General features: G+C 66.1%; 15 protein-coding genes. 5 read left to right on the top strand and 10 right to left on the bottom strand.

All coding sequences use genetic code 11. From position 1 onward, the window contains the following. A partial coding sequence (locus ACEQZD_RS03130) for a hypothetical protein (protein WP_370183882.1) occupies positions 1-485 on the bottom strand: 485 nt, incomplete at its 3' end. A gap of 161 nt (positions 486-646) precedes the next feature. Between ACEQZD_RS03130 and ACEQZD_RS03125 the strand changes: the two genes are divergently transcribed. The 4 genes from ACEQZD_RS03125 to ACEQZD_RS03110 all read left to right on the top strand — a co-directional run bounded on the left by ACEQZD_RS03125 (position 647) and on the right by ACEQZD_RS03110 (position 4,747). Next, a complete protein-coding gene (locus ACEQZD_RS03125) occupies positions 647-1,402 on the top strand; it encodes a TSUP family transporter (protein ID WP_335629490.1) in 756 nt (251 codons plus the stop codon). Between the two features lie 77 nt (positions 1,403-1,479). Next, entirely contained in the window at positions 1,480-2,871 is a 1,392-nt protein-coding gene (locus tag ACEQZD_RS03120; RefSeq protein WP_335629491.1) for a hypothetical protein, read from the top strand. Beyond that, positions 2,868-3,995 (top strand): zinc-dependent alcohol dehydrogenase family protein, encoded by a 1,128-nt coding sequence (locus ACEQZD_RS03115; RefSeq protein ID WP_194855211.1) that lies wholly within the window; start codon positions 2,868-2,870, stop codon positions 3,993-3,995. The genes ACEQZD_RS03120 and ACEQZD_RS03115 overlap by 4 nt, the downstream gene beginning before the upstream one ends. Next, complete coding sequence (locus ACEQZD_RS03110; protein ID WP_370183880.1) at positions 3,995-4,747, top strand: VOC family protein; 753 nt, start codon at positions 3,995-3,997, stop codon at positions 4,745-4,747. Before ACEQZD_RS03115 ends, ACEQZD_RS03110 begins: the two co-directional genes overlap by 1 nt. Before the next feature lie 9 nt (positions 4,748-4,756). Here ACEQZD_RS03110 and ACEQZD_RS03105 read toward each other — a convergent pair whose 3' ends face one another. The 3 genes from ACEQZD_RS03105 to ACEQZD_RS03095 form a co-directional block, all read right to left on the bottom strand. Further along, the gene (locus ACEQZD_RS03105) at positions 4,757-5,146 is read right to left on the bottom strand and encodes a nuclear transport factor 2 family protein (RefSeq protein WP_370183878.1); all 390 of its coding nucleotides are present in this window, start codon (positions 5,144-5,146) and stop codon (positions 4,757-4,759) included. An 80-nt stretch (positions 5,147-5,226) separates the two neighbouring features. Beyond that, positions 5,227-6,138: a recombination-associated protein RdgC gene (locus tag ACEQZD_RS03100; protein ID WP_370183876.1), complete on the bottom strand. Its 912-nt coding sequence runs from the start codon at positions 6,136-6,138 to the stop codon at positions 5,227-5,229. Positions 6,139-6,200: 62 nt separating this feature from the next. Beyond that, complete coding sequence (locus ACEQZD_RS03095) at positions 6,201-7,022, bottom strand: arylamine N-acetyltransferase (RefSeq protein WP_370183874.1); 822 nt, start codon at positions 7,020-7,022, stop codon at positions 6,201-6,203. A gap of 297 nt (positions 7,023-7,319) precedes the next feature. On the opposite strand from ACEQZD_RS03095, the gene ACEQZD_RS03090 reads away from it, so the two are divergent. Next, on the top strand, positions 7,320-8,942 hold the full coding sequence (locus tag ACEQZD_RS03090) for a long-chain-fatty-acid--CoA ligase (RefSeq protein ID WP_370183873.1): 1,623 nt from the start codon (positions 7,320-7,322) through the stop codon (positions 8,940-8,942). 64 nt (positions 8,943-9,006) lie between these two features. Here the strand turns inward: ACEQZD_RS03090 and ACEQZD_RS03085 are convergent, their stop codons facing one another. From ACEQZD_RS03085 to ACEQZD_RS03060, 6 genes are all read right to left on the bottom strand, one after another. Beyond that, a complete protein-coding gene (locus ACEQZD_RS03085; RefSeq protein WP_370183871.1) occupies positions 9,007-9,363 on the bottom strand; it encodes a YciI family protein in 357 nt (118 codons plus the stop codon). Between the two features lie 55 nt (positions 9,364-9,418). Next, on the bottom strand, positions 9,419-10,663 hold the full coding sequence (locus tag ACEQZD_RS03080; RefSeq protein ID WP_370183869.1) for an RNA polymerase sigma factor: 1,245 nt from the start codon (positions 10,661-10,663) through the stop codon (positions 9,419-9,421). After that, positions 10,653-11,051: a YciI family protein gene (locus ACEQZD_RS03075; RefSeq protein WP_370183868.1), complete on the bottom strand. Its 399-nt coding sequence runs from the start codon at positions 11,049-11,051 to the stop codon at positions 10,653-10,655. The genes ACEQZD_RS03080 and ACEQZD_RS03075 overlap by 11 nt, the downstream gene beginning before the upstream one ends. Before the next feature lie 81 nt (positions 11,052-11,132). After that, positions 11,133-11,693 carry a gamma carbonic anhydrase family protein gene (locus ACEQZD_RS03070; RefSeq protein ID WP_370183867.1) on the bottom strand — a complete coding sequence of 187 codons (561 nt, stop codon included), beginning with the start codon at positions 11,691-11,693 and terminating at the stop codon, positions 11,133-11,135. Between the two features lie 122 nt (positions 11,694-11,815). After that, positions 11,816-13,126: a TRAP transporter large permease subunit gene (locus ACEQZD_RS03065; RefSeq protein ID WP_067611650.1), complete on the bottom strand. Its 1,311-nt coding sequence runs from the start codon at positions 13,124-13,126 to the stop codon at positions 11,816-11,818. Next, positions 13,123-13,710: a TRAP transporter small permease subunit gene (locus tag ACEQZD_RS03060; RefSeq protein ID WP_194855216.1), complete on the bottom strand. Its 588-nt coding sequence runs from the start codon at positions 13,708-13,710 to the stop codon at positions 13,123-13,125. The genes ACEQZD_RS03065 and ACEQZD_RS03060 overlap by 4 nt, the downstream gene beginning before the upstream one ends. Positions 13,711-13,752 lie beyond the last annotated feature (42 nt).

The following is a 13,752-nucleotide window of genomic DNA, read 5'->3' as shown; positions in this document are numbered from 1 at the left end:
CAGTGGGTGAGCGCCTTGGTGTTGCGGCTGGCGCCGAGCTGAAAGCGCGCGTCCACCTCACCGGGTACTTTCAGAGTCAGCAGGCGCCGGCCCTCCCGGCCGTCGGCGAAGGCGTGCCATTGCGCCGTGTCCCCGGCCTCGCCGTCTTCAGCGGATACCTTTTGCAGGGATTCCGGGTAGTTCACCGCAATGCGGAATTGGGTGTCGGTGAAGGAGGCGGCGTCCTCACCGGTGGCGGCGGCATTCGGCTGCTGGGCGGACTCATAACCGCCACCGGCCTCTTCCTCACTGCCGTCGGCGGGGCCGCCGGTTTGCTCGGCGCCGGTCTCTTCGCCGGGCCGGGATTCTTCAATGGGCGGGTGCGGAACGGTCTCTTCGTCGTCCGCCGCCTTCTTGGCGTCGTCCTCGTCCGGCGGCTGGCAGCCGGCCAGGAATAACGTGCCGGTGAGCGCACCGGTGGCCAGTAAAACGGTGAGATTGCGCATGGTACTGCTCCTTTTCGGGTATCGGCTGCCGTCCTTGGGCAACCACGACTAACGCTTTTCATCCTACGCCCCGCCACGCCGGACAACGCCCCCGCTTAACACTGTTTAACAGCGGCGGCGCCGTTCACGTTAAACTCGTGCCCCTCGAAGGGAGGCGAAGCGTGGAACTGGAACTGTCGCTATTACTGATACTGGGCGGGGTCGCCCTGCTGGCGGGCTTTATCGATACCCTGGCCGGCGGCGGAGGCCTGCTCACCCTGCCGGCGCTGTTGCTGGCCGGACTGAACCCGGTGCAGGCGCTCGCCACCAACAAGCTGCAGGGCACCTTCGGCTCGGGGATGGCCACCTTCATGCTGCTGCGCCGGCGCCGCTTCGCGGACACCCTGGCGGGGCTGAGGCGTCCGTTTCTGTGGTCGCTGGGGGGCAGCGCCTTGGGCACGGTGCTGGTGCAGCTCACCGACAGCGACGCCCTGCAGGTGCTGGTGCCGGTGGTGCTGGCGGTGATCGCGCTGTATTTCCTGTTCAGCCCCGGCGCCGGCAACGTGACCCGGGCACCGCGACTGTCCGCACGCCTTTACGAGCGCACCGTGGTGCCGGTGATCGGCTTCTACGACGGCTTCTTCGGGCCGGGCACCGGTTCGTTTTTCTCGCTCACCGGCGTGGCCCTGCGCGGCCAGGATCTGATCACCGCCACCGCCCAAGCCAAGGCGCTGAACTTCGCCAGCAACATCGCCTCGCTGACGCTGTTCGTGGTCGGCGGCAAGGTGCTGTGGGTCACCGGCGCGGTGATGATCGTCGGCCAGATGGCCGGCGCCTGGCTGGGTTCCCACGCGGTGCTGCGCGGCGGCGCCCGGTTGATCCGGCCGCTGATCGTGATCGTCTGCCTGGCCATGCTGCTTCGCTATCTGTTCGGCTGAGCGCCGGTCGCTTGATTCCTGACCCACGGGTCATACACTGATTACGCCATAATACCAACGAGCTCGGGACCTTCTTCATGGGTGACACATCCAGGCGTGATTACCGTCGGCCGGACGGCGAGACCCTTTACTGGCCGATGGGCCCCTTCAAACTCCGTCTTCCCTTCCTGCATTACCGTTTCGAATGGCCCGATTATTTCCAGGGCCTGCTGATGTGCGCGGTGGATCTGGCCGCCATTCCGCTGATGACCGAACTGCTGGGCATGCCGTTCGAAGCGGCGCTGGCGGTGGTGCTGCTGAACGGCTTTCTGTACCTGTTGCACCACCTGCTGGGCGACCCGGTGGTGCCCGGCTGGATCACCCCGGCGATCCCCCTTTTGATGGCCTACTGCGCCAGTTTTCCGGAGGGCGAGGCGCGGGTGCATGCGCTGATCGCGTTTCAATTGTTACTGGGTGTGTTCTGTATCGGGCTGGGCGCCACCGGGTTATCGAGGCGGGTGGTGAGCCTGGTGCCGCCGGCAATCAAGGCGGGCATCATCATGGGCGCCGGCATCGCCGCGGTGATTTCGGTGTTCGAGGTGGGCGGCCGCTTCGAGAGCTTCCCGTGGACCATTTCCATCGCCATCGGCATCGCCTTCTATCTGATCTTCTCCAAGCACTTCGCGGTGCTGAAAACCCGCAACGCCTTCTGGTCCACTCTGGGCAAGCTGGGTATTTTCCCGATCATCGCCCTGGCCATCGTGCTGGCGCCGCTGTTCAGCGAAGCGCCCTGGCCGACCATTGAATGGGGCTTCACCACGCCGGACTTCGCCACCCTGTGGAATGAGTACACCGTGTTCGGCCTGGGCCTGCCGTCGCCGGAAATGTTCCTGCAGGCGATTCCCACCATGCTGGCGGCCTACATCGTGCTGTTCGGCGACGTGCTGCAGGGCAAGGCGCTGCTCAAGGAAGCGGACGCCAGCCGCCAGGATGAGAACGTGGACTACAACCCGGACCGCGCCCACATGATCTTCGGCGGCCGCAACGCCACCATGAGCATCATCGGCCCGGACGTGGCCATGTGCGGCCCGCTGTGGGCGGCCATGCACGTGGTGATCGTGGAACGCTTCAAGGAGGGCCGCAAGGCGATGGACTCGATCTTTGGCGGCGCCGGCTCGTTCCGCTGGGGCACCAACACCGGCCTGCTGCTGATGCCGATTGTCAGCCTGGTGGAACCGATCCTGGGCGTGGCCCTGGCGCTGACGCTGCTGATCCAGGGCTACGTGAGCGTGCGCATCGGCATTCTTGAAGCGCGCAGCCAGCGCGACCTGGGCATCGCCGGGGTGGTCGCCGCGGTGCTCGCCACCAAGGGCGCCACCTGGGCGTTCGCCGTGGGCGTGGCGCTGTGCATCCTGATTTACGGTCGCCGCTTCTTCAGCGGCGAGAACGACCAGACCTTCACCAAGGACAACGACGAGGAAACGCAATGAAAACCCGTGCCGCAGTACTGCGTGAGATGGGCGCCCAGCGCCCGTTCAAGGACTCCCAGCCGCTGAAAATCGAAGAGGTGGAACTGGACGCCCCGGGCCACGGCGAGATTCTGGTGCGGGTGCGCGCCGCCGGCCTCTGCCACTCCGACCTGTCGGTGATCGACGGCAACCGGCCCCGGCCGCTGCCCATGGCGCTGGGCCACGAAGCCGCCGGCGAGGTGGTGGAAGTGGGCGCCGGCGTCGCCGATCTGGAAGTGGGCGACCATGTGGTGTTCTCGTTCGTGCCCAGCTGCGGCACCTGCGACTACTGCCTGGGGGGCCGCGCGGCGCTGTGCGCCCCCGGCGCCAAGGCCAACAACGACGGCGTGCTGCTGGGCGGCGACCGCCGCCTGCACCAGGGCGACGCCACCATCAACCACCACCTGGGTGTGTCCGGCTTCGCCGAACACGCGGTGACCTCGCGCCGTTCCGCGGTGAAGATTCCCAAGGACCTGCCGTTCGAAATCGCCGCCGTGTTCGGCTGCGCGGTGCTCACCGGCATGGGCGCGGTGGTGCACACCGCCGGGCTGCGCGCCGGCCAGTCGGTGCTGGTGGTGGGCCTGGGCGGCGTGGGCCTGTCCGCGGTGCTGGGCGCGGTGGCCGCCGGCGCCCGCCAGGTGATCGCCGCCGACATCGCCGAGGACAAGCTGGAGCTGGCCAAGGCCATGGGCGCCACCCATGTGGTCAACTCCAAGGACGCGGACGCGGTGCAGCAGGTCAAGGACATCAGCGGCGGCGGCGTGGACATCGCCGCCGAGTTCGCCGGTGTCGGCCCGGCGCTGGAATTCGCCTTCGCCGCCACCGGCAAGGGCGGCAGCACGGTCACCGCCGGGCTGCCCCACCCGGACACCCGCCTGGCGGTGAGCCCGGTGCAGATGGTGGCCGAGGAACGCCGCTTCCTGGGTTCCTACCTGGGCGGCCATGTGCCGGCGCTGGATATTCCCGAGTACATCGCGCTGTACCAGGCCGGCCGCCTGCCGGTGGACAAGCTGCTCACCCACCGCATGAAGCTGGAAGACATTAACGAAGGCTTCGACCGGCTGGCCGACGGCGACGCCATCCGCCAGGTGATTCTGTTCGATTGATGGCGACCCCGAGGCTGCGGCAGGTGTGCCTGGTGGCGCCGGCGCTGGCGGCGCCGGAGCGGGCGCTGGCCGCCGTGCTCGGCGCGGCGCCCTGCCACCGGGACCCGCACCTGGCCCGCTACGGTCTGGAGAACGTGATCTTCCGGCTCGGCGACCGCTTTATCGAAATCGTCGCGCCGACCGAGGACGGCACCGCCGCCGGCCGTTTTCTGGAACGCAGCGGCGGCCGGGGCGGCTATATGGCGATCTTCGATTGCGAGGATCCGGAGCGCCGCGCCCGGGACGCGGAAGCGCTGGGGGTGCCGGTGGCAAACCGCCTGCGGGTGGACGCCTACCTGGGCGTGCAGTTGCACCCCAAAGCCTGCCGGGCGGCGATGATCGAGTTCAACCGCACCGACGGCGGCGCGGCCCTGGACGGGCCTTACTGGCCGGCCGGGCCGGACTGGCAGGCGGCGCCGCAAGCGGAGCCGCCCTGCCGTCTGGACGCCGTCATCCTGGACAGCCCCGCGCCCGGCGATCTGGCCGCCCATTGGGGAAGCCTGCTCGGTATAACGGTGGCGGACGATCACCGCGCCGATGCCGGCGGCGTGGCGCTGCGGTTCCAGTCTGGTCGGAAGGAATGCCTCAGTGCGCTGTCACTGCGTAGCGCCGACCCGGACCTTCTGCTGTCGCGGGCCGGAGCCGAGGGGCTGGCGGTGGATCGGGGCGGCTTTGAACTGGCCGGCGTGCGCTGGCAGCTCGAGCAAGGGTAACGCCCGCGACTAGCCCAGCTTCTTGAGCATGGCGCCCATCATTTCGTGGATCTTATTGACCGCTTTCAGCGGTCGCACCATCACTTTGAAGTCGTCGATGCGGCCGTCTTCGTCGCAGTGGATCATGTCGATGCCGTTGAGCTGGATGCCGTCCAGCACGGTGGTGAATTCCAGCACCGCGTTGCGGCCGTCGAGGATTTCCCGCTCGTAGCGGAAGTGCTCGTTGTTGAGCGTGTGCAGGGCGGCGGTGAGGTACATTTTGGTGATCGCCTTGCCTTCCTGCGGGGTGTGCACCACCGGCGAGTGGAACACCACGTTGTCGGCGAGGATATCGTTGAGCGCCTCGGCGTCCTTGGCGTCCACCAGCCGGTGCCAGCGTTCAATGGTCTGCTCGATCATGGCGGTGTCCTGTGTTGTTGTTGGAAGGCTCAACATAGCCCGGCGGGGAAGCCGGGCGCCATGGTGGTTTGCGTCGAGAATCAGGCGGCGCCGATGCTCTCTGCTTTCACTTCGAAGTAGTCGTACAGGCTGTCCAGGGCGGCGCGCAGGGTGGCGCCCTGCAGGCTGAGGCGGGCCATCAGCTCTTCCAGGGCGTCCTCGGCGTTGATGTTGTCGATGTTCTCCTGGATCAGGTCCAGCGGCTTGAGCCGCTTGATGGCCAGGTCCTGCTGCAGGTCGAATTCCATTTCATCGTTCCAGCACAGGTTCACCTTCACCGCCGCCAGCTGTTCCAGGTGGGCGAGGATTTCCTCGCGGCTCAGGTCCAGGGCGGTGATGCGCACGCTGGCGCCGTCGCCGTCCTTGAACTCGCAGCGGTCGCCGATGGTGAAACCCTCCGGCAGCGACGCCGGGTCGCGCAGCCATTCGCCGAAGGCGGCGGTGGTGGCGCTGGCCGCGGTGGGCCGGGTCACCGGCAGGGAGTCCACCGCCTTGCGCAGGGCGGCGACGATCTGCTCGGCGCGGCTGTCCGAGGCGCTGTCCACCAGGATGCGGCGGCGCTCCAGGTCGATCAGTACGCCGGTGCGGCGCGAGCGGGTGAAGGCGCGCGGCAGCAGCTCGAAGGTGATCTGGTCCTTCAGCTCGGCGCGCTCACGGCGACCCACCGGGCGGCCTTCCTGCTCGCGGATCTGTTCCACCTTTTCGTCCAGTTCTTCCTTGATCACCGGCCCGGGCAGCAGGCGGGCGATTTCCTGGTGCACGCAGTAGAGGAAGCCGTCCGCCACCACCACCATGCGGTCTTCGCCCTTGAGCGGCGGCACGAAACCTTCACTGCTCAGGCTCTGCCGGCCGCAGGGCGGGCAGCGGTGCTGCTCGAGGCGCTCCTCCAATTCCGCCGCCGACCAGGGGAAGGGCTCCACGCCCAGGAAAACGGTGAGGTTCTTGATCCACATAGGACAGGTCCAGAAACAGGCTTTTACGGGCGGGCCGGGCGGCCCGGAAGAAGCCGGACAGCCTAGCGGACGGCACCCTTCTCCTCAAGCGCCAACCGCAACGCTTGCGGGGACGGCAACCGCACCCGGAACACCTGCTCCAGCACCGTCAGCACCTCGTCCGGCCCCGCCAACACCCGGGGCTGGCTGGTGCCGTCCGGATAGCGCACCGTGTAGCGGTCATTGAGCAAGGTATGGCGCCGCCCCTGCCCGACCCTGGCCGCCACCAGATCGGTGACGAAATGGGAGCGCGGGTGATGGGAAAGGTACCAGCTGGCGAGCTGATAGTCGGCCAGCCACATCTCCCGGAAATCGAAGCTGTAGAGAAGGCGCCAGGTGTCGCCGAGCCGGGCCTCCAGCTGATAGCTTTCACCACGGTGGAGCACCCGGAACGGCTCGTGGGGCGTGGTTTGCGGGTCCTCCGTGTCCAGTTTTAGCGGGCCGGTGGGGGTCAGGGCGCCGAAGCCGGTGTCCACCAGCCAGGTCTCGCCGTCGATGTCCACCGCCAACAGCATGTGGGTGGCCGGCGGGCGCGCGTCCGGGTGCTCTTTCCAGAATACCCGCGCCGCCAGGCCCCGTGCCTGAAACCCCAACTGCTTCAGTACATCCAGGAACAGCAGATTGTGCTCGTAGCAGTATCCGCCGCGCCGGTCGCCGACCAGCTTGCGCTCCAGGGCGCCGATATCCAGCACCACCTCCTCGCCCAGAAACGGCGTCAGGTTTTCAAACGGAAGGCGCCGCACATGGCGGTGCTGCAGTTCCGCCAGCGTCGCCAGGGTCGGGCGCCGCTCGCCCTGGTAACCAAGGCGCTGGAAATAGGCGTTCAGATCCACGCTATCGCTCATTGTTTTCTCCACCGGGTTCACCTGATTGAAAAGCAAGAAATACGAAGCTTAGGACCTGAAGCTTTGTTGAGGTAAACAGCGGCGGCGATCAAGGCTTCGGATCAGCGTGATAGGGATCCACGATCCCAAAGGTCAATAAAATTTACTCAAGAACCCGGAGCGTTTTTGCCCACTTCACGCCACGGCGATGACCGGAATGACAGGCTGGCCGGATCGCGAAACCATTTGACAAGGCCCGGGGATATCGCAAACCTCGGTAGCCGAAAACAACAACCGCCAAGCCTCGGGAGAGAAAACATGCTAGGCCAAATGATGAACCAGCCGCTGTTGATCAGCGCACAGATCGCCCACGCCGCCCGCTACCACGCCGATGGAGAGATCGTCTCCGTGGAGACCACCGGCGGCCTCCACCGCACCAACTGGGGCGACGTGGAACGGCGGTCCCGCCAGCTGGGTTCGGCGCTGCTGGGCCTGGGCCTGAAACAGAGCGACCGGGTCGCCACCCTGGCCTGGAACAACTACCGCCACCTGGAAGCCTATTTCGGTGTGTCCGGTGCCGGCCTGGTGTGCCACACCATCAACCCGCGCCTGTTCCCGGAACAGTTGGTGTATATCCTCAACCACGCCCAGGACCGCGTCCTGCTCATCGACAAGACCTTCCTGCCGCTGATCGCGGCGATCAAGGACAAGCTGGAACACCTGGAGCACGTGGTGCTGCTGAGCGGCGAAGACGCCGAAGCCGCCGAGAAAGTGCCCGGCATCAAGTTCTACGACGACCTGGTGGATTCCGGCAACGCCGATTTCCAATGGCCGGAATTCGATGAGAACACCGCCTCCAGCCTGTGCTACACCTCCGGCACCACCGGCAACCCGAAAGGCGCCCTCTACTCGCACCGCTCCACGGTGCTGCACTCCATGGCCGTGGCGCTGCCGGACAGCCTGGATCTTTCCGCCCGGGATTGCCTGATGCCGGTGGTGCCGATGTTCCATGTGAACGCCTGGGGCATCCCCTACGCCGCCGCCATGGTGGGCAGCAAGATGGTGCTGCCCGGCCCGGGTCTGGACGGCGACAGCCTGAAGAACCTGATCAACAGCGAAAACGTGACCTGCGCCGCCGGCGTACCGACGCTGTGGCAGGGTCTGATCGGCGCGCTCAAGAAAGCCAACGAAAAGGTGCCCAGCCTGACCCGCACCGTGATCGGCGGCTCCGCCTGCCCGCCGTCCATGATCGCCACATTCCGTGACGACTACGGCGTGGACACGCTGCACGCCTGGGGCATGACCGAAATGAGCCCGGTGGGCTCGGTGAGCACCCTGCTGCACAAGCACACCCAGCTGTCCGAGGAAGAGCAGGCCGCGATTCGCGCCAAACAGGGCCGCCCGCCGTTCGGCGTGGACCTGCGCATCGCCGACGCCGACGGCAACGAGCTGCCCATGGACGGCGAAACCCAGGGTAACCTGTACGCCAAGGGCCACTGGGTGATCAGCGCCTACTTCAACGTGGACGCCGAGCCGCCGCACGTGGACGGCTGGTTCCCCACCGGCGACATCGCCACCCTGGATGAGAACGGCATCGTGACCATCAAGGACCGCTCCAAGGACGTGATCAAGTCCGGCGGCGAGTGGATCAGCTCCGTGGAGCTGGAGAACATCGCCGTGGGCATGCCGGAACTGGCCGACGCCGCGGTGATCGCCGCCACCCACAAAAAGTGGGACGAGCGCCCGCTGCTGATCGCCGTGAAGGCGGAAGGTCAGGACCCGTCCGAAAAGGACATCCTGGCCGGCTACGAGGGCAAGATCGCCTCCTGGCAGCTGCCCGACGCGGTGGTGTTCGTGGACGAACTGCCGCGCAACGCCACCGGCAAGGTGCTCAAGAACAAGCTCCGCGATCAGTACGGCGACTACCTGATCAAAGAGTAATCCGCGGCGTTAAGCCCGTTACGCCGCGCCCCCTGGGGCGCGGCGTCTTCCTTACCTTCTCCGTTTACCCTTCCCCGTTCACCTGAAGCTCTCTGACCGGCCGCACTTCGAGACTGCCGACCCGGGCCGGGGGAATGTTCTCAGCGATGCGGATGGCCTCGTTCAAATCGCGGGCGTCGACCAGGTAAAAGCCGGTGAGCTGTTCCTTGGTCTCCGCGAAGGGACCGTCGGTGACCGACGTCTTGCCGTCACGCACCCGCACCGTAACCGCGCTGCTGACCGGCTCCAGGGGTTCGCCGCCGAGCATGTGGCCGCTTTCCGCCAGCGAGTCCGCGTAGGCCTGGCATTCGTCGTCCTCGGGACTGTCGGGCAGGCTGTGCAGCGAGGCTTCCTCGGCGTACACCAGACACAGGTATTTCATCGGTACTCTCCTTGGCCTTATCGGCCTTATTGATGGGTGGATTATCCCTGGTCGTTCAGCGGGCGGCGGATTCGACATCCAGCGTCGCCAGCCGCTTTTCCAGGAAGGCGCGCTGGGCGCCCTGCTGGCACAGCGCCAGCGCCTCGCGGTAGCCGGCGCGGGCCTCTTCGGTACGGCCGGCACGGCGGCAAAGGTCCGCCCGCGCGGCCCGGGCCAGGTAGTAGCCGTCCAGGCCGCCGTCGGCGAGCAGCCCGTCGATCAGCGCCAGCCCGGCCTCGGGGCCGTCGCGCATGGCCACCGCCACCGCCCGGTTGAGCGCGATCACCGGCGACGGCGCGGCGCGCAGCAGCACGTCGTAGAGCCCGACGATCTGTTCCCAGTCGGTGTCCTCGGGGCGGGCCGCCTCGGCGTGCACGGCGGCGATCGCTGCCTGCAGGCTGTAGGGCCCGAAGCGACGCGAACGCAGCGCCTGCTCCACCAGTTTCTCGCCCTCGGCGATCAAGGCCCGGTCCCACAGCGTCCGGTCCTGGTCGTCCAGCAGCACCGGGTCGCCGGCGGCGTCGGTGCGCGCCGCCCGGCGCGCCTCGGTGAGCAGCATCAGCGCCAGCAGGCCGGCCACTTCCGGCTCCGGCAGCAGGGACAGCAGCAGACGGCCCAGACGCAGGGCCTCGCTGGAGAGATCGGCGCGGGTCGGCGCGTCGCCGGACGACGGGAAGTAGCCTTCGTTGAACACCAGGTAGATCACCTGAAGCACGCTGTCGAGCCGCTCCGCCAGCTCGCTTTTCTCAGGCACCCGGTAGGGGATGCCGGCGTCACGGATCTTGGCCTTGGCGCGCACGATGCGCTGGGCCACGGTGGGCGTGGGCGTGAGGAAGGCGCTGGCGATCTCCTCGGTGGTGAGATCGCAGACTTCGCGCAGTGTCAGCGCCACCCGTGCCTGCTCGGACAGCGCCGGGTGGCAGCAGGTGAAGATCAAACGCAACCGGTCGTCCTCGACGCTCAGGTCCAGGTCCGGCATTTCGGTGGCCTGCTCGAAGCGCAGCGCCAGCTCTTCCAGGGAGGCGTCGAAGCGGGCGCGGCGGCGCAGCCGGTCGATGGCTTTAAAGCGCCCGGCACTGATCAGCCAGGCGCGCGGGTTGTCGGGCAGCCCGTCCACGGGCCATTGGGTGACCGCCGCCGCGAACGCGTCCTGCAATGCCTCCTCGGCCAGGTCGAAATCGCCCAGCAGGCGGATCAGCGTGGCCAGCACGCGGCGCGATTCCTCCCGGTACAGGGCTTCGATATGACGGCTAATCGACAAACGCTTCCCTCCCTTGAGCGTCCCCCTGGCGACTCCAGGGCGCCGGCTCGCTGAGCGGGCGCACCTCCACGCAGCCCAGCCGCACCAGCGGCAGGCCGGCGGCCAGCCGCAACGCCTGGTCCAGGTCGCGGGCGCGCAGCAGCACCACCAGCGCCAGTTGCTGGTCCCCGGGAACGGCGGCGCCGTCGCGCAACCGCAGGCCGCCGTCGCGGTGGCGCAGGGTGGTCGCCAGCCGCGCCGACGGCAACCACTGGCCCCACTGATAGTGCTGCTCGGTGATCAGGGCTTGCCGGTAGTCGCAGGTCCTCGCCAGCAGAGTATCCCGCTCGGCGCGCGGCAGTGACGCCAACCGGTTCTCATCCACGTACACCAGGCAAATATAATCCATCTCGATTCTCCGGGAGCAAACGCCATTGGGCATCGATACTCCACAGTCGAACCGGCGGACGGCGTTTCGACAGCGCCGGGATCACTCCACCTCGCCCACCTCCCGGCGCAGTTGCTGGAAGAAATCCGGTTGCGCCCAGGCACGAAAATCGCCCCGCTGGTAAGCCAGCGCGTTCTTGTAGTAAGCGAGCGCGTTGATCCGGTTGGGCTCGCCGCAGTCCCGGGTTTTCACCACCCGGCCCGGCGCGCCCATGACAATGGAGTTGTCGGGAATCTCGGTGCCCTCTTTCAGAAAGGTATGGCCGGCGATGATGCAGTTATCGCCGATCACGCAACCGTCCATGATGGTGCTGTTGATACCCACCAGGCAGTTGTCGCCGATGGTGCAGCCGTGCAGCGTCACATGGTGGGTGATCGAGCAGTAATCGCCGATGCGCGTGCCGGTGTGGTTGCCGATGTGCACCATGACGAAATCCTGCAGGTTGGTGTAGCGGCCGATGCGGATGTCATAGAGCTCGGCGCGCAGCGCGGCGTTGATCCACACCGAGGCGCCTTCCGCCAGTTCGATGTCGCCGTACAGCCAGGCGGACTCATGGATATAGGCGGCCTGGTCGGTGCGCGCCTGGGTGTCGATGTAGCCCACTTCTCTCTCCCGGGTTTTTATTGTTCCGGGAGTATGGCAAACGGTCGGTGCGGGGAGTACCCCAAAAAAAGCCCGGCTTGTTTCCACAAGCCGGGCTTTCTCGGTACCGCATGGGAACGCGATCAGAACATCAGGTCGGGCAGATAGGTCGCGATCTCCGGGAAGATCATGATCAGCGCCAGGCCGACAATCTCCACCAGCACGAACGGAATCACCGACACATAGATGTCCTTCATCGTGATACTCGGCGGCACCACGCCCTTCAGATAGAAGAGGTTAAAACCGAAGGGTGGCGTCATGTAGCCGATCTCCATGTTGATCACGAACAGGATGCCGAACCACACCGGATCGAAGCCCATGGACTGCACGATGGGCAGGAACACCGGCAGCGTGATCAGCATGATGCCGACCGGGTCCAGCACCATGGCCAGGAAGAACACGATCACCATCATGGTGATGATGACGGCCCAGGGGCCACCCGGGATGCCGGTGATCATGCCTTCGATCAGCTCCTGCGCGCCCATGCTCTGGTAGGCGGCACTGAACGCGTGGGCGGCGAACAGAATCCACATGATCATACCGGTGAGCTTGAAGGTGCGGATCGAGGCGTCGCGCATCAGTTCCCAGGAGAACTTGCGGTACACCAGCGCCGATACCAGCGCGCCGAATACGCCCACGGCGGCCGCTTCGGTGGGCGTGGTGACGCCGGCGATGATCGAGCCCAGGGTCACCACCACGATGATGATGGGCAGGATCACGGCGCGCAGGGCGAGCATTTTTTCCCGCCAGGAGGCGCGCTCGTCCTTGGGCAGGGCCGGGGCCAGATGCGGCTGGAAGTAGCAGCGCACGATGATGTAGATGCAGGTCAGCACCATCAGCAGGATGCCCGGCAGCACGCCGGCGGCGAACATCTGCCCCACGGACACGCCGGTGATCAGCGAATAGAGGATCATCAGGATGCTGGGCGGAATCAGAATGCCCCAGCCGCCGCCGGTGTTGATGCAGCCGAGCACCATGCGCTTGTCGTAGCCGCGCTCGAGCATGGACGGCAGCGCGATGGTGCCCATGGCCACCACGGCGGCGCCGGAGATGCCGCACATGGCGGCGAAGATGGCGCAGATACCCAGGGTGCCGATGGCCAGGCCGCCGCGCAGGCCGCCCCACCACAGGTACATCATGCGGTAGAGGTCCTTGGCCACGCCGGTGCGTTCCAGCACCATCGCCATGAACACGAACAGCGGTATCGCCACCAGGGTGAAGTTGCCCATGGTGCTCCATATCTGCGAAGCGACCATGTAGAAGGCGTCCGGGCCCCAGGTGAAATACAGGAAGATCACCGAGACGCCGCCCAGCACGAAGGCCAGCGGCAGGCCGAGCACCAGGAAGAACAGCAGCGAGCCGAAGAACAGCAGGGTAATCATTTCGATGCTCATCGGTGCTGCTCCTTCACATCGGCTTCGATGTTGTCGGCGACACCTTCACCATCGTCGAGACCGTCTTTCAATACGTCGGCGTACCGCGGGTTGATGGCCACGGCGATGTCACGCAGCAGCTTCACGGTGCCCTGCAGCAACACCAGCGTCACCGCCAGCGGGATAAAGGCCTTGACCGGCCATACCGGCGGGTTCCAGGCGGAATAGGTGGTTTCCTGGCCCTGGAAGGATTCCCAGGCCATGGACGTACCGAAATACAAAAACGCGAGAATAAAAATGTAGAACACCACGGAGGTGAACACATCGATCACCGCCTGAACGCGCGGCGAAAAATGGGAATACAACAGGTCCACGTTGACGTGACCCCGGTGCGCCATGACATAACCGCCCGCCATGATCGAATAGATGGCGAACAGGAACTGGGCGAACTCGGTGGTCCAGACCGTGGGGGCGTCAAACAGGTAACGGCAAATGACCTCGAACAGAAGCAAAGCAGTCATGGCGAAGATCAGATGGGCGATCCAGCGGCCAAGAAAGTCGTTCAGGCGGGTCACCCCGTTTATCAGCGTCTGCAGGAAGGACATGATTCCTCCGCGGGGGGCTCAATAGTCGGACAATAAAAGGGG

The organism is Alloalcanivorax sp., assembly GCF_964221125.1.
Taxonomy (GTDB): domain Bacteria; phylum Pseudomonadota; class Gammaproteobacteria; order Pseudomonadales; family Alcanivoracaceae; genus Alloalcanivorax; species Alloalcanivorax venustensis.
Note: the sequence above shows the minus strand (reverse complement) of the source record. Positions and strands in the feature narration are given on the sequence as shown.

Coding starts and splice junctions, on each gene's coding strand:
- ACEQZD_RS03120 (WP_335629491.1), top strand. CDS start 1,480: ATGGGTGACACATCCAGGCGTGATTACCGTCGGCCGGACGGCGAGACC.
- ACEQZD_RS03115 (WP_194855211.1), top strand. CDS start 2,868: ATGAAAACCCGTGCCGCAGTACTGCGTGAGATGGGCGCCCAGCGCCCG.
- ACEQZD_RS03110 (WP_370183880.1), top strand. CDS start 3,995: ATGGCGACCCCGAGGCTGCGGCAGGTGTGCCTGGTGGCGCCGGCGCTG.
- ACEQZD_RS03105 (WP_370183878.1), bottom strand. CDS start 5,146: ATGATCGAGCAGACCATTGAACGCTGGCACCGGCTGGTGGACGCCAAG.
- ACEQZD_RS03100 (WP_370183876.1), bottom strand. CDS start 6,138: ATGTGGATCAAGAACCTCACCGTTTTCCTGGGCGTGGAGCCCTTCCCC.
- ACEQZD_RS03095 (WP_370183874.1), bottom strand. CDS start 7,022: ATGAGCGATAGCGTGGATCTGAACGCCTATTTCCAGCGCCTTGGTTAC.
- ACEQZD_RS03090 (WP_370183873.1), top strand. CDS start 7,320: ATGCTAGGCCAAATGATGAACCAGCCGCTGTTGATCAGCGCACAGATC.
- ACEQZD_RS03085 (WP_370183871.1), bottom strand. CDS start 9,363: ATGAAATACCTGTGTCTGGTGTACGCCGAGGAAGCCTCGCTGCACAGC.
- ACEQZD_RS03075 (WP_370183868.1), bottom strand. CDS start 11,051: ATGGATTATATTTGCCTGGTGTACGTGGATGAGAACCGGTTGGCGTCA.
- ACEQZD_RS03065 (WP_067611650.1), bottom strand. CDS start 13,126: ATGAGCATCGAAATGATTACCCTGCTGTTCTTCGGCTCGCTGCTGTTC.
- ACEQZD_RS03060 (WP_194855216.1), bottom strand. CDS start 13,710: ATGTCCTTCCTGCAGACGCTGATAAACGGGGTGACCCGCCTGAACGAC.